11 protein-coding genes are annotated in these 15,055 nt (G+C 45.7%); 7 read left to right on the top strand and 4 right to left on the bottom strand.

Annotation, left to right across the window (positions count from 1 at the left end):
• Positions 1 to 31: 31 nt before the first annotated feature.
• The gene (gene tkt / locus GMA8713_RS04880; protein ID WP_084387651.1) at positions 32 to 2,140 is read right to left on the bottom strand and encodes a transketolase; all 2,109 of its coding nucleotides are present in this window, start codon (positions 2,138 to 2,140) and stop codon (positions 32 to 34) included.
• A 502-nt stretch (positions 2,141 to 2,642) separates the two neighbouring features.
• Here tkt and GMA8713_RS04875 point away from each other — a divergent pair.
• From GMA8713_RS04875 to GMA8713_RS04855, 5 genes are all read left to right on the top strand, one after another.
• On the top strand, positions 2,643 to 4,061 hold the full coding sequence (locus GMA8713_RS04875; RefSeq protein WP_062706368.1) for a form I ribulose bisphosphate carboxylase large subunit: 1,419 nt from the start codon (positions 2,643 to 2,645) through the stop codon (positions 4,059 to 4,061).
• Positions 4,062 to 4,090: 29 nt separating this feature from the next.
• Positions 4,091 to 4,450, top strand: a complete 360-nt coding sequence (locus GMA8713_RS04870) for a ribulose bisphosphate carboxylase small subunit (RefSeq protein WP_062706365.1) — start codon at positions 4,091 to 4,093, stop codon at positions 4,448 to 4,450.
• Between the two features lie 113 nt (positions 4,451 to 4,563).
• Entirely contained in the window at positions 4,564 to 5,385 is an 822-nt protein-coding gene (locus GMA8713_RS04865) for a CbbQ/NirQ/NorQ/GpvN family protein (protein WP_062706363.1), read from the top strand.
• 32 nt (positions 5,386 to 5,417) lie between these two features.
• Positions 5,418 to 7,766, top strand: a complete 2,349-nt coding sequence (locus GMA8713_RS04860; protein ID WP_232314354.1) for a nitric oxide reductase activation protein NorD — start codon at positions 5,418 to 5,420, stop codon at positions 7,764 to 7,766.
• A gap of 34 nt (positions 7,767 to 7,800) precedes the next feature.
• Positions 7,801 to 8,727 (top strand): LysR family transcriptional regulator, encoded by a 927-nt coding sequence (locus tag GMA8713_RS04855; RefSeq protein ID WP_062706357.1) that lies wholly within the window; start codon positions 7,801 to 7,803, stop codon positions 8,725 to 8,727.
• A 46-nt stretch (positions 8,728 to 8,773) separates the two neighbouring features.
• On the opposite strand, the gene GMA8713_RS04850 is transcribed toward GMA8713_RS04855, so the two are convergent.
• Together GMA8713_RS04850 and GMA8713_RS04845 are read right to left on the bottom strand one after the other, a co-directional pair.
• Positions 8,774 to 10,855: a PAS domain-containing sensor histidine kinase gene (locus GMA8713_RS04850; protein WP_062706355.1), complete on the bottom strand. Its 2,082-nt coding sequence runs from the start codon at positions 10,853 to 10,855 to the stop codon at positions 8,774 to 8,776.
• Entirely contained in the window at positions 10,852 to 12,045 is a 1,194-nt protein-coding gene (locus GMA8713_RS04845) for an FIST signal transduction protein (protein ID WP_062706352.1), read from the bottom strand. Before GMA8713_RS04845 ends, GMA8713_RS04850 begins: the two co-directional genes overlap by 4 nt.
• A 156-nt stretch (positions 12,046 to 12,201) precedes the next feature.
• On the opposite strand from GMA8713_RS04845, the gene GMA8713_RS04840 reads away from it, so the two are divergent.
• On the top strand, positions 12,202 to 12,822 hold the full coding sequence (locus tag GMA8713_RS04840; RefSeq protein ID WP_062706349.1) for a hypothetical protein: 621 nt from the start codon (positions 12,202 to 12,204) through the stop codon (positions 12,820 to 12,822).
• Between the two features lie 115 nt (positions 12,823 to 12,937).
• Here the strand turns inward: GMA8713_RS04840 and GMA8713_RS04835 are convergent, their stop codons facing one another.
• Positions 12,938 to 13,348: a hypothetical protein gene (locus tag GMA8713_RS04835; protein WP_062706346.1), complete on the bottom strand. Its 411-nt coding sequence runs from the start codon at positions 13,346 to 13,348 to the stop codon at positions 12,938 to 12,940.
• 275 nt (positions 13,349 to 13,623) lie between these two features.
• Here GMA8713_RS04835 and ccoN point away from each other — a divergent pair, with 275 nt between their 5' ends.
• Positions 13,624 to 15,051 (top strand): cytochrome-c oxidase, cbb3-type subunit I, encoded by a 1,428-nt coding sequence (ccoN, locus tag GMA8713_RS04830; protein WP_062706343.1) that lies wholly within the window; start codon positions 13,624 to 13,626, stop codon positions 15,049 to 15,051.
• Positions 15,052 to 15,055: the final 4 nt, after the last annotated feature.

Here is a 15,055-nt window from a genome sequence, read left to right as displayed (position 1 = left end):
TCTCCTTGCATTTCAATGATTCAGAAGTCGTTTAACGCTGTGACTTGGACGGGCGTAATTGCTTGACCATGCGTTCTGCGCGTCGGACGATTTTTTCTACCGTCAGGCCAAAGTGTTCAAATAGCGCAGCGGCAGGTGCGGATTCGCCAAAGGTGTCGATACCTAAAGGAAATCCGTCACTTCCCACATATTTGTGCCAGCCCAACGTGGAACCGGCTTCGATTGATATCCGGCATTTTATGGATGATGGAAGTACGCTGTTCCGGTAGTGGGCAGGCTGCTGGTCAAAAACATCAGCGCAAGGCATAGAGACCACGCGGGCATGAATCGATTTACGGTTCAGTAAAATAGCGGCTTCAACAGCGAGTTCGATTTCAGAGCCTGTGGCGATAAGAATCATGTCAGGTTCATCACCCATGCGTCCTTCATGTTCTTGCAGGATGTAACCGCCCCGCTCGATGAGTGGAAGTTGGTCAGCACGGCGAAGCTGGTATGAAAGGCTTTGACGTGAAAACACCAAAATATGAGGACCAGACTGATCTTCAATCGCCTTCTTCCATGCAACCGCCGTTTCAACCGCATCACAGGGTCTCCACACTTTCACGTTTGGCATCGCCCTAAAGCTGGTTAGGTGTTCGATTGGTTGGTGTGTTGGGCCATCTTCACCCAGCCCAATGGAGTCATGAGTGAAAACAAAAATAGCGTGGACCTTGGAAAGCGCAGCTACCCGGATGGCATTTCTCGCGTAGTCAGAAAACACCAAAAACGTCGCGCAATAAGGGATAAATCCGCCGTGGAGTGCAAGGCCGTTTGCTATTGCGCTCATACCAAACTCACGCACACCAAAACGTATGTAGTTACCGTCTGGTGACTCAGGGTTGTTATCGGTAGCGCCTTTCCAAAACGTATTGTTTGAAGGACTGAGGTCGGCAGATCCGCCTATCAGTTCTGGTAAAATCTGACCAAAGGCGTTTAGCGATTGCTGAGAAGCTTGTCTGCTGGCGATGCTTTGGGCCTGCAATGCCGCTTTTCTAACGAATTGCTCCGACTCCTCTCCCCAATTTCTAGGCAGTTGCCCTTCTATACGACGGGTAAATTCCGCTGCAAGCTCGGGATATTCATCTTTGTAGGCTGCAAAAGTCGCATTCCACAGGTTTTCCCTTAAAGCACCTTGTGTTTTGTCGTTCCAATAAGTTTGGATTTTCTTGGGGATCTCGAAAGGATCATGATTCCAGGACATGGACTTACGGGTCTTGGCTACCTCATCATTACCCAGCGGCGCACCGTGCACATCATGCGATCCTGCTTTGTTTGGTGATCCTTTGCCGATGACAGTTTTACAGCAAATCAACACTGGCTTATCTTCAACCGCACGGGCATCCATGATGGCTTCACGAATGGAGTAATGGTTGTGCCCATCGATATCTTCAATCACATGCCAACCATAGGCACGGAATCTCTGCGGTGTATCGTCGGTCATCCAGCCTTCTACGTCACCGTCAATAGAGATGCCATTGTCGTCATAAAAGGCGATGAGCTTTGACAGCTTCATTGTGCCTGCTAATGAGCACACTTCGTGCGAAATGCCTTCCATCAGACAGCCGTCACCAAAAAAGGTATAGGTGTAATGATCAACGATGTAGAAACCGGGTTTGTTGAACTGTGCCGCAAGGGTTTTCTCTGCTAGCGCCATGCCCACCGCATTCGCAAGCCCTTGCCCAAGGGGACCAGTAGTTGTTTCTACGCCTGGCGTTACACCAATCTCTGGATGCCCTGGCGTTTTACTTCCTAATTGTCTGAACTGCTTAAGGTCATCAATGGTGACGTTGTATCCGGTCAGATTCAGAAGACCATAAATCAAACAGGAAGCATGACCATTTGAAAGCACGAAGCGGTCCCTGTTTGACCAATCTGGATTCCGTGGATTGTGTTTCAGAAATTCACGCCACAGGACTGTCGCAATATCGGCCATCCCCATGGGAGCACCGGGGTGTCCTGAGTTGGCGTTTTGAACCATATCGACGGCCAAAATACGCAAAGCGTTAGCGCAATCTTCATGAATTTCGTCGGATGTGGGTGAAAAATGTATCTCGGCTTCAGCCGTTTTGTACTCCTCAGATAACTGACTTACCTTGCTCATTGAAGTATTCCCTATCTTTATTTCCTGATAATTAGCGTCAACCGGAATGGGTTGTCGCTTTTATTCTTTCTTTCCAATGCGTTAGCGTGATAAGTCATTATTTTTTAGTTTCAAATTAATCACGCAAAACCTTACATATAAAAGGTGATTGAATTTGAAATTAAACAGATTGGATTAAACTCTCCAATCAGGAATATTTCTGAAAAAGATAAGAAAAACTTATTTCTTTCTATTTGATTGCTTCCTTTGATTTTTTCCTGACGCAAAATTAATGTATGAATATGTTATTTAAAGATTTTATTTTTAAAATACAGATTAAAATATTTCTTTTTCATTCATGATGGCCATTAAAAACAGCATGCTAAATAATAGTTATCCTTGTCATAAAAACTTCCAATTTCACTTTAATTTAAAAATAACAACACTAAATAAATGGCAAGCGCAGTTCGCATTTATACTGCGATGATATTTAATTCAACGGCAATAAATAAGGAAATTGGTTATGGCAAAGAGTTATCAGGCAGGTGTAAAGGAATACCGGGAAACCTATTGGATGCCCGAGTACGTCCCCGCCGACACCGATCTTCTGGCCTGCTTTAAAATAGAGCCTCAAGCAGGGGTTCCTAGAGAAGAAGCAGCCGCTGCTGTGGCTGCGGAATCTTCTACAGGAACTTGGACAACAGTATGGACAGACTTACTGACCGACCTGGACTACTACAAAGGCCGCGCTTATGCGATCGAAGATGTCCCAGGTGACGATACTTCTTTCTATGCATTTGTCGCCTATCCCATTGACCTATTTGAAGAAGGCTCAGTAGTTAACGTATTGACTTCGCTAGTGGGCAATGTATTTGGCTTTAAAGCAATTCGTGCTTTGCGCCTTGAAGATGTCCGTTTTCCAATTGCCTATGTGAAAACTTGCGGTGGTCCGCCAAATGGTATTCAGGTTGAACGCGATAAGCTAAATAAATATGGCCGTGCTCTACTGGGTTGTACCATCAAACCCAAATTGGGTTTGTCTGCAAAAAACTATGGCCGTGCTTGTTACGAAGGTCTTCGTGGTGGGCTCGACTTTACTAAAGATGATGAGAACGTTAACTCTCAACCCTTTATGCGATGGCGAGATCGCTTTGAGTACGTCGCTGAGGCTGTTCATCGCGCAGAACGCGAAACCGGCGAACGTAAAGGCCACTACCTGAATGTGACTGCGCCTACCCCCGAAGAAATGTATCGTCGCGCAGAGTTCGCCAAGGAACTCGACATGCCAATCATTATGCATGACTACCTCACAGCAGGCTTTACCGCCAATACTGGTCTTGCAAATTGGTGTCGTCAGAACGGTATGCTGCTGCACATTCACCGCGCAATGCACGCCGTTCTCGACCGAAATCCACACCATGGCATTCACTTCCGAGTGCTGTCGAAATGTCTGCGCCTATCCGGTGGTGACCATCTTCATTCAGGTACCGTAGTGGGTAAACTCGAAGGCGATCGTGAAGCAACGCTGGGCTGGATAGACATCATGCGTGATCGTTTTATTAAGGAAGATCGTTCTCGTGGAATCTTCTTTGACCAAGACTTCGGCTCTATGCCCGGCGTATTACCGGTAGCTTCTGGTGGCATCCACGTATGGCATATGCCTGCTTTAGTCTCCATCTTTGGCGATGATGCCGTACTCCAGTTTGGTGGCGGTACCTTGGGACACCCGTGGGGTAATGCTGCTGGTGCGGCGGCTAACCGGGTGGCGTTGGAAGCCTGTACACAAGCACGCAATGAAGGACGCTCACTTGAGCGAGAAGGCAAAGATATTCTCACTGCTGCAGCGAAACATAGTCCCGAGCTAAAAGCAGCGATGGAAACCTGGAAAGAAATTAAGTTTGAATTCGACACAGTAGACAAGCTGGACGTGGTTCATGCCTAGTCACTTGCGACAACATCAAGGAGATTCTCATGAGTGAAGTTATGGATTATTCGTCGCGATTGACGGATCCGCACAGCCGAAAGTTCGAAACCTTCTCTTACTTACCAAGAATGACCGCTGATCAAATTCGCCGTCAGGTTGAGTTTATCGTCAGTAAAGGCTGGAACCCTGCCATTGAGCATACCGAGCCAGAAGAGGCAACGGGTTCATTTTGGTACATGTGGAAACTGCCCATGTTTGGTGAAACCAATGTCGATAAGATCCTGAACGAGGCGCAACTATGCCATAACCTCAATCCGAACCACCATGTTCGTTTGATTGGATATGACAATTACCGCCAAAGTCAGGGGGCATCGATGGTTATTTACCGCGCCCCAGGATTTGAGTAACCCCGGATCTACCCAGGCTCTCTCTCCGGTGTAGTTTGGCTTTGGCTGGGAACGTTTAGTCCTGTGTATCCCAGCCCTTTTTCTTTTACCTAACAAGAAACATGGAGTTAGTTATGACTCAGGCAATTCAAAGTATGCCTCGGGAGAATCAATATTTGATTCCCAGCGAGCCGTATTATCAAGAATCCGGCGACGAAATTTCTCTTTACCAAGCGGCTTATGATTCACGCATTCCAATGATGTTAAAAGGTCCAACAGGCTGTGGTAAAACCCGTTTTATCGAACACATGGCGTGGCGTTTAGGTAAACCGCTTATCACTATATCTTGTCATGAGGACATGACGGCATCTGATTTGATTGGTCGCTATCTCCTCAATGCTGATGGCACCTATTGGCAAGATGGCCCTCTCACGACCGCAGCGAGAATTGGTGCAATTTGCTACCTCGATGAGGTGGTGGAGGCACGACAGGATACGACTGTTGCTATCCATTCTCTAACAGACTATCGCCGAACGTTGTCATTAGAGAAAAAAGGTGAGCTGCTTCAGGCTCATGAGGACTTCCAGTTAGTGATTTCCTACAACCCGGGATACCAGACGCTGATGAAAGATCTTAAGACGTCTACCAAACAGCGTTTCGCAGCATTAGAGTTCGAATATCCGGACGAGGAAACCGAAGTTTCTATCGTGTGCCATGAAACCGGGATAGGCAAAGTTACAGCGGGCCGGCTAATTCAAATAGCAAAACATGCCAGGAACCTGGTTGGGCATGGACTCAACGAAGGTATATCAACCCGACTATTGGTTTATACCGCACAACTCATTCAAAAAGGAATTCCCCCTGTGGCTGCTTGTCACATGGCCTTGGTTCGCCCTTTGAGTGATGACGCTGATATTCGGGAAACGTTGGAAGCGACGGTTCAAGGTTGCTTTTGATACGATATTTGGGGCTGGTTATGGACGATAAAATGCGCGCGAATAAACGAAGAGTTGAAGCGCAGTTGGTAGAAAAAACGGATGGATTAAAGCTCGCTTTTGAAACTGGCTTTCAGGAAGCTGAAGCGCTGATGAACGTCATTGATTTGAATGAATACCTGACGGCCGTCTTAGATTTATTCTCAAAATATCAATCAGATGAATCAGTTTCTGCGTTCCTGTTATCCGTTCCAAATATTCAGAAGCAATTAAGTGACAGTGTCACTGTTGATGTGAAAGATACCATTGTTATCTTGTCTGAATGGTTAGGTTCGGAGCGCCTATCGCAATATCTGAATACCCTGCCTGCTGTCGCGGAAAGGCTTTGCTCAAAGGACGGCTTGAACATCTACCAAAAGCTTGTTGAGGAATTAGCTCGAACTGCGCCTAGGTGCCTTAAAGTATTTCTCACGCGATCTCCCAGTTTTCTCACATCGTTACCCATTTTAGGCTTACGTCACTGGGCACTCATTGGCGCTAAAGCACATGCAAACCAGATAGATTCCCTACACAGTTACTTCACACTCGCGTCACCGGAAAGTCAGAATATTTTTCAAAGACAGCGCCGCGGTACCCTTTTTGTAGATACCCAGCGCCAACTTAATTTTTACCTACGTGCCATCTGGGGCCGCGATTTCTTTCTCCGTCCCAGAATCATCGAGATCAATGACGCCGAAAATGAAGAAAATTCTTCGCCACTATCTGCTATTCACAGCGGCACTATTTTGTTGCCGGATGCCATGGAAGCTCAGGATCCCAGCAATCCAACACTTTCGGCGAAAAATTTATACCGGGCGTCTGTGACGCATGCCGCAGCCCACTTGATGTTTTCTCGACCAAAACCACACGGCGGTTTCTCTGACATTCAGCGCTACTGTTACGGACTCGTAGAAGATGCCCGCGTCGAAGCGTTAGCAATCAGAGATTTTCCTGGATTGCGCCAGCTATGGATGCCCTTCCATCTTGAGCAAGTCAAAAAAAGCAACGATGAAACCAACCAACTGTCACTGGCATTGCTATCAGGTAATGCTGAAGATGCGCCAGCTCATCTCACTTACGTCGTTAATAGGTTCAATGCTTTGTTGAGCATAGATAACTCTTTAGAACAGGAAGTCCATAAAGACACGCTAGCCCGACGTTTAGCTTCTGATATAGATATCAATGATGAAGGCAATTTGCCTAATCAGCTTTTTTATCGTGACGATAATACTTACCTCTGGTTTGAAAACGGTGATGAGTTTTATCAATGGCCGCTTCTTTCCGAACCTCAGGTTAAGAGAACCGTCAATGTGATGGAAATGGTCAATGAAATAGACAACGAACTGGCTGATGATAACGCGCAGGAAGTGTGGATTCTTGAGTCTGAGTTTTTTCGGGATGGCGATCCTGAAAACGTCAGCATGAATGAATTGGAAGGCAAACAACAAATATCATCCCCCTTCCACTATCCAGAATGGGACTATACGGCAAATCAAATGCGCCCTGCATGGGTAACACTCACAGAGCGTTCGGTAAAAAAAAGCACTGCTTCTAAAATCGATGAACTCGTAGAAAGCCGACAAGCTCAACTCAGGAAAATCAAAGCCATCGTTGAAGCGCTTCAACCTAAAGGGCTTCAGCGACTGAGAAAACAGTTTGAAGGTGATGAATTAGATCTTGATGCGGCAATTGATGCCATGAAAGAAATTCGTCGTGGCGCGCTGCCGGATATGAACATTGACCAAAGGCTTATTCGGCGCGAGCGGGATTTAGCTGTATTGGTTCTACTGGATCTCTCTCAATCGACCATGGATTCACTGCCTGGAGATCACGGGGATCTTAGAGTGCTGGATATTGCCCAGGAAGCGACAGTGATGTTGGCAAAGGCGATTGACGGTATTGGAGATCCATTTGCCATTCATGGGTTCAATTCCAACGGACGAAGTGATGTTCGTTACCAACGCTTTAAAGATTTTGATGAAGCATACGATGACATAACAAAATCCCGGTTAGCTGCTATGGAAGGTGGTTTATCGACACGAATGGGCGCAGCGTTGCGACATGCCAAAACATATTTGGCTCAGCAACCCCAGCGAAAAAAGCTACTATTAATGATCAGCGATGGCGAACCCGCTGACATAGACAGTCGTGATCCGCTTTATCTTCAGGCTGATACCAAAAACGCAATAGATGATGTGTTGATGCAAGGCATCACCCCCTTCTGTTTGACGATTGATCCAGAAGCAGACAGTTATGTTGGTCAGATATTTGGTGAAGGACATTACTCAGTATTGGATGATACAAGTAGACTTCCAGAGGTTTTACCGCATTTATTCGCGAGCATTACCCGAACGTCTTCCTAAAGCCCTCTCTGCATAAGTAACAAGGAAGGTTGTTATGCATTTGACGTTAAGACAGCTCAACATATTTCAGGCGGTAGCAACGCATTTAAGCTTCACGCGCGCAGCCGCTGAACTGCACCTCACTCAGCCTGCCGTTTCTATGCAAATCAAACAACTCGAAGATAACATTGGCCTCCCACTGTTCGAACATTTGGGGAAATCACTTTTTCTTACTCATGCCGGTGATGAACTTTTAGGTTATTGCGAGCGGATATCTGAACAACTGCGTGATGCTGAAGATGCTTTTGAAAAAATGAAATCGCTAACCTGCGGCAAACTTAAAATAACCGTCGCGAGCACTGCGAATTATTTTGCTGCCAAACTTCTGGCTGAGTTTTCCCAGCAACATCCTGACGTTAAAATCAGTCTGAAAGTGACAAACAGAGAACAATTGCTCAAAGACATTAAGAGCAACGATTGTGACTTGGTGATCATGGGTAAGCCCCCGGCTGAATTTGATGTTGAAGCGGTGGAATTTATGGAAAATCCTTTGGTTGTTATCGCTCCTGTTAACCATTCACTTTGCCAACAAAGAAATATTCCCCTGTCCGTCATCGCCAGAGAGCCCATGGTTGTCAGAGAAAAAGGTTCTGGCACACGATTTTCTATTGAGCGCTTCTTCCATCAACATGGATACGAGTTAAATGTCTCCGCAGAAATGAGTGCCAGTGAAGCGATCAAACAAGCGGTATCTGCGGGATTGAGTCTGGGCATCGTGTCCAGTCACACGATTTCTCTTGAGCTCGAAGCCAGAAAACTGAAAGTGTTAGATGTGGAAAATATGCCGATTATCCGACACTGGTATTTAGTGCACCGAAGCGATAAAGCATTATCACCTATTGCCAAAGCGTTCAGTAACTATCTGTTAAGTAGAAATAATCATGAGGATATGTTCGCCGAACAGCGCATTGTTAAAATCTGACATTGTCACTTTTATCTCTAAGGTAAAGGCGATTTCCTCGCTTTGCTCAGCTTTCAACCTTCACGTGACGGCGTAACGCCTGTTTAAGTACGACTGCGCGAATTGGTTTGGTGACAAAATCATCCATCCCTGCTTCCATACAACGCTCTTTGTCTTCGTTCATTGCATTTGCGGTCAAAGCGATAATTGGCAATGTGTATCCTTCAGCACGTAATTGTTTTGTTGCTTCAACACCACAAAGTACCGGCATCGACATATCCATCAAAATCATGTCGAATTGCACATGTCCGTCGTGAACAAAATCGATGGCTTCTTTTCCGTTGTTCGCAACAACGACATGATGCCCTGCTTTCTCAAGCATCAACTTCACAACCATCTGGTTAGCCTTGCTATCTTCCGCTACCAAAATATTTAATGAGTCTAGGTCGTTGTCGTCAGTATTATCTTTCTTCACGTGCTCAGTCGGTGAGGATTCGACTAATGGGATATCAATATAAAAAGTGGTGCCTACTCCAAGCTCGCTTTCAAAATCAATACTGCCCTTCATCATGGAAACTAACTTCTTACATATAGACAGCCCCAATCCGGTCCCACCGTACTGACGGGTAATGCTTCCATCTGCCTGCGTGAAAGGCTGGAATATATCTTTCTTACGCTCAGGCTTAATACCAATTCCTGTATCTTCCACCGAGAGTATCAGTCTTCCGTTAAAGACACGCAGAGAGACCTTTACTTTGCCGTGATTGGTAAATTTCACAGCGTTCCCAACAAGGTTCAACAGGATCTGAGTAAATCGATTTCCATCCTGATAAATACTCTCTGGAACATCATCTGCAATGTCCATTTCCATCTGAATATCTTTGCGGGATGACACTTCATGTAGTTGATTAAACACAACAGTGACACTGTCACGAGGATTAATCGCCTCAGGATGCAGTGAGAATCGCTCCGATTCTATTCTCGATAGATCAAGGACATCGTTGATGATCGTGAGCAGTAATTGTGCTGATTTATCCATTTGGGAAACCCAAACAGCCTGTTCTCCATCAAGCGGTGACTGCTGTAGCGTATCCAATAATCCCATCACTGCATTCAATGGCGTGCGAATTTCGTGGCTCATCATTGCCAAAAACTGAGATTTCGCGGCGTTGGCCGATTCGGCTTGTTGTCTCGCCTGCTGGAGTTCATGAACACGCTGCTTACGAGCAGTAATATCTTTTGCTGTACCGCGAAAACCCATGCAATTGCCGCGTTTGTCGTAATAAGGACGTCCGGAAAGGCTAATCCACTGTTCTCTTCCTTCTTGGTAAACCTTCCACTCTACTTCTGAGAAAGGCTGCTCCAGTTGGATGAGATCCAAAAGTCTGTGCTTCACATCCGGCTGCCGGTTAAATTGGTTCATGATCGCCTGAGGCTCAGCGGTAAACGATTCATTGGAAGGTGACGACAAATAGGTAAACTGAAGATTGTTGTTAATTTCCCAGAACCAGTCGCCAGCGGTTTTGGCAAAGTCCCGGAAACGTTGCCGACTCGCTGTCAGTTCTTGGGTTTTAACCGAAACCAAGCATTGAAGACGTTCACGGTAATCAATATCAATGATAGTACGTTCAATAAGTGGCCGAAAGCGTTCGACAACTTGCTGCGCTTTGGTATCGAAACGTCCCTTCTCTGCTGCGAACAGGATTAAAATGGACTCGCTGGCATTCACCGTCATGCCAGTAATAATTGCTGAGCGACAGGAATCAAAATCCTCGCTTTGTAGCCGTTCGAACTCTTTTACACGCTCTGGCGCGTAGAGCACCACTGTCTGCCCATTCACACAACGCGAAAACGTGCCGCCATCCTGCCAAAGGAAATTCTCTACGTTGTGCGAAGTTGAAACCAGACAGGAATACGAGTCTTCTGTTTCTTTGTTTCGGGTGAGTACCAAAGCATTATCAAAGGATACATAACGTTCAATCACTGTCAGTAACGTATTGAAGACTTCAATTTTATTGCTTGCACCAGACATGGCTGATATTGCCGACAGGATTGCGCGGTTTTCTTCTTTAAATTTCTGCTCTCTCTCTTCAACACGGTTCAGTTCAAACAGTGTTTCCTGCAATTTCTCTGAGATTGCTCCTGTCATAGCTCTTCCTTGTGGAACAAAACGGCGGATATCATCAAATTACCGTGGGCAATTTCCCCGCCGAGAAACTGTCCCTGCTCGCCAAATGTGAACGGGCAAATAAAAGGAGCATGATGCATAGAAAGACGCATGTTCGCTGCGACGCTGTGCAGAGAATCACTAACATGTAACATGCATCCTGCACAATAAATTGCTAATCCACCGATTGGATCGCAAGTATTTTTATCGTGGTCATTGGCTGAATCGACAACGCGTCCTGCCCGGGAAACCAACATCTCTGTCGTACCCGACATGAAATGCACTGTTTCACCCTCCTGAATGTTACAGAACATCTGGATTCCACCTTCCGATGATACAGTTGCCGGGTGAGAAAGCGTGTAATAAGGCATGCCATGAATGTTGCCCGTCTGACGTCCCAGCGGAAAGAGTGTAGATCGGGCAAACAAAGCTTCGGTATTTATCTCAGTGCCTGTAGCGTCGAAATACCACTTAGCATATATATCAAAAGCGGGCATCCCGTCTAACTCGACCAAAGTTCTGCCATCAACTCTAGTGGCTACGGCACTTGGCCCCATTGCTGCATAGCCATTATGGAAAGAGTAACTGACACGTGCAGAGGGAAAAAATACAGCCATTGAAATGCCGCACGACGTGACACGCTGATTATCCATTAGCGACCATTTGCCGCTGACGCCATCGTCCGCAGCGGAGCCACCAATAATGGGGATATTTATGCCAAGTTCTTCGCGAATTGCAGTGAGGATGGTTTCCTCATGACCAGGTGTTGCATGAAGCGTGATGAGCGCCGGAAGTTCACCGGGTCTACCGCTGCTGTCGATGGCGCGACTAAGAACTGCCCTAGCCGATTCTGCTATGTCATCATCTGGATTTAATTCGCAAAGCGCTGATCCATAAGCACCTTCCACATCTTCTACTGCCCAAACAGCCAAGGTGTGTCCACCTACATAGCCTTTATCCGTCATAGTGCCTTGGCATGATGAACAGCCAATAACACATGTGTTGGGAAAATGCCGATTGAGTTCTCGCTTGATACATTCTGCATCCTGCGTCTCGGTGTAATAAACAAGCATCAAAGAAGGGGTCGAAATCTTTCTCGAAATCTCTTCCGCGATGGCTTGAATAGCTTCTATGGCACTAGGAGCACTCGATGATGATGTCGCAATTCTCATTTAGATCTACACGGCTATTTGCGGCAATGCCTTAAATAATAGCTCCCCCACTTCTGTAAATACCAGTTTTTACTGTAATTCTTTACGCTTAATCACTGAATTCTCTATTAATAGACGATAGAATCGTCAGTATCTTTCCAAAAATCCGCGCGCGCTATGGACAGCCAGCTTTATATTGTAATTAATGCGAATCTCCTTTTAGGACAAATAATTAGCAAACGTCTCGCCCAAAAAGGTAATAACGTGGTTTATCTGGCAGATAATGAGCAGGATGGATACGCTATCGCAGCAGATGAACCCCGGGTCCGATATCGCCACTGTTTTCCCTTCGTTCATTCCAAGATCGCAGAAGAGTTTAAATGGGTCACAAGGAATGTCGCGCCGGTCAATGGTATTATTGTCCTCGTCTCTGAGAAATCGATTGACCAGTTAACAATGCCACTGGAAGAGAGCTTCTTTGCGGCGTTATCCTATGACATATCACAAGCAGATTGCGAACTAACCCTAACATACGTCATCGTCCCTGATAATGACAAAGAAACCAGTCACTCTCTTGAGGACCTTCACTTAAAGCTTTGTCAGCTTTCACACAAAAACAATACCAAGGACAAAGGAATAAAAGTTAATCACATCGTCATCAGTTGCTATCAATACACCCAAGGCGAAAAGTGTGTCGAAATAGCAACTAACGCCTCAGATCTCATCCATTACCTCTCCTCTAAAAGTGCTAACGCGGTACGTCACCAAGCTTTTTATTTTAGTAATTCAGAAGACTAGTTGTCAGTAAAAAAGCAGCTTATAGCTACTTTGGTATGAAATTTGGCGCGTTCGATTAAATTGAGTGTCCAAATGATAAATTGTTAATCCATATCGCACAATTATTAATTCAATGTTAAAAGTTAATTACCAATTGATCTCGATCAATGATTAAAATCCATTTTTGCGTTGACTCATATTTAACATCATCGGGTAAAGCATAAATATAGGCGCTTTTTTCCCCAGCACTTTTCATAATTTTCTGAGAAGTTATGACAATTTCAGGGTCACCTAACAAACGAAGCTCACCTGGTTCGTACACTGAATTTACTACTAAAACCCGTGAATTATCATCTTGATTTTCAGTCTTAATCTCGATCGTTTCAGCGTTTAAAGAAACGCTGCAAGCACCCACCACAACAGAACATTTCACCATGGTGGCGGGTTCATTGTGTTCTAGCGTTCTCCAGATAAATGCAGTTATGAGTACAGCCATAACGACTAATATTTGAACTAAACGACCTGTGGTTAATTTTTCTGCTGCCATAAGAACTATACTTTTCCCGTGTTACAGAGCTCAAAGTTTTAGTAGAAATGTTACCCGAGCGTAAATCGAGTGAGAGTGCGACCCTGTATTTAACTGAATAACTGAAGTATTATCACTGTCGAAAATGCCACTTTTACAATGAAATAGCAATGGAATGCATCAAGTGGATATAAATCAATCACTATTTGCATTGCATTGATTCTGGGGTGGCATTGTGACATTTGAGTCACTTTGTAATACGTGAGTGTAGTAATCAAAAAGTGGAAGCATGCAATATGAGCCAAGAAAAGCAGCTTGAACTGGAATACAATTACCGCGTTGTCCGTCAATTCACCCTGGTAACTATCCTGTGGGGAATTGTGGGCATGGGTGTTGGTGTTCTAATTGCCGCTCAGCTGGTATGGCCCGCGCTGAACTTCGACATTCCTTATCTGACTTATAGCCGTTTACGCCCACTGCATACTAATGCGGTGATTTTTGCGTTCGGTACAAGCGCACTGTTTGCGACGTCTTATTACGTTGTGCAGCGCACCTGTCAGACAAGGCTGTTCGGAGGCAAGCTGGCCGAGTTTACCTTCTGGGGATGGCAAGCAATCATTCTGTCTGCAGCAATAACACTACCAATGGGTTTCACCAGCGGTAAAGAATATGCAGAGCTGGAATGGCCAATCGATATCGCTATTGCGGTTGTATGGATCTCATACGCCGTTGTGTTCTTCGGAACGCTAATCAAAAGAAAAACCTCGCACATTTACGTAGCGAACTGGTTTTTCGGTGGATTCATCATCACCGTCGCTGTCCTGCACATTGTGAACAGCATGGCTATTCCAGTATCTGGAATGAAGTCTTACTCGATATATGCAGGCGCAATAGATGCCATGATCCAATGGTGGTACGGTCACAATGCTGTAGGCTTCCTTTTGACTGCAGGTTTCTTGGGTATGATGTATTACTTCGTACCTAAACAAGCAGGTCGTCCGGTTTACTCCTATCGCCTTTCTATCGTTCACTTTTGGGCGCTGGTATCTTTGTACATTTGGGCGGGTCCTCACCACCTGCACTACACAGCCTTGCCTGACTGGACTCAGTCACTGGGTATGGTGATGTCTATTATCCTGTTTGCTCCATCTTGGGGTGGCATGATAAACGGTATCATGACGCTGTCAGGTGCTTGGCACAAACTACGTTATGACCCAATCCTCCGATTCCTGATTGTTTCTCTGTCTTTCTACGGTATGTCTACCTTCGAAGGCCCGATGATGGCAATCAAGACAGTCAACGCACTGTCACACTACACCGATTGGACAATCGGCCACGTTCATTCAGGCGCGTTAGGCTGGGTGGCTATGGTCTCTATCGGTGCAGTTTACCATCTGGTACCTAAGTTGTTCGGGCAAGAGCGTATGTACTCTATCAACCTGATCAACGTCCACTTCTGGCTAGCAACTGTTGGTACCGTGCTGTACATCGTTGCAATGTGGATTTCCGGCGTAATGCAGGGTCTGATGTGGCGTGCAGTTAACACTGACGGCACACTGACTTACAGCTTTGTAGAGTCTTTGGAAGCTTCTTATCCGTTCTACTTTGTTCGTTTCGTTGGTGGCGCAATCTTCTGGTCAGGCATGATCTTAATGGCTTACAACACCTACAAGACCATTGCCGCACCAAAAGCAAGCCTCAAATCCGTCGAGCAAGCAGTATAAGGAG

The organism is Grimontia marina, assembly GCF_900060185.1.
Lineage (GTDB): Bacteria > Pseudomonadota > Gammaproteobacteria > Enterobacterales > Vibrionaceae > Enterovibrio > Enterovibrio marinus.
This window is presented reverse-complemented; position numbering and strand designations above follow the sequence as displayed.

Bases quoted from the DNA above. Each gene is read 5' to 3' on its own strand.
- tkt (WP_084387651.1), bottom strand. From the start codon at position 2,140: ATGAGCAAGGTAAGTCAGTTATCTGAGGAGTACAAAACGGCTGAAGCC.
- GMA8713_RS04875 (WP_062706368.1), top strand. From the start codon at position 2,643: ATGGCAAAGAGTTATCAGGCAGGTGTAAAGGAATACCGGGAAACCTAT.
- GMA8713_RS04870 (WP_062706365.1), top strand. From the start codon at position 4,091: ATGAGTGAAGTTATGGATTATTCGTCGCGATTGACGGATCCGCACAGC.
- GMA8713_RS04865 (WP_062706363.1), top strand. From the start codon at position 4,564: ATGACTCAGGCAATTCAAAGTATGCCTCGGGAGAATCAATATTTGATT.
- GMA8713_RS04860 (WP_232314354.1), top strand. From the start codon at position 5,418: ATGCGCGCGAATAAACGAAGAGTTGAAGCGCAGTTGGTAGAAAAAACG.
- GMA8713_RS04855 (WP_062706357.1), top strand. From the start codon at position 7,801: ATGCATTTGACGTTAAGACAGCTCAACATATTTCAGGCGGTAGCAACG.
- GMA8713_RS04850 (WP_062706355.1), bottom strand. From the start codon at position 10,855: ATGACAGGAGCAATCTCAGAGAAATTGCAGGAAACACTGTTTGAACTG.
- GMA8713_RS04845 (WP_062706352.1), bottom strand. From the start codon at position 12,045: ATGAGAATTGCGACATCATCATCGAGTGCTCCTAGTGCCATAGAAGCT.
- GMA8713_RS04840 (WP_062706349.1), top strand. From the start codon at position 12,202: ATGGACAGCCAGCTTTATATTGTAATTAATGCGAATCTCCTTTTAGGA.
- GMA8713_RS04835 (WP_062706346.1), bottom strand. From the start codon at position 13,348: ATGGCAGCAGAAAAATTAACCACAGGTCGTTTAGTTCAAATATTAGTC.
- ccoN (WP_062706343.1), top strand. From the start codon at position 13,624: ATGAGCCAAGAAAAGCAGCTTGAACTGGAATACAATTACCGCGTTGTC.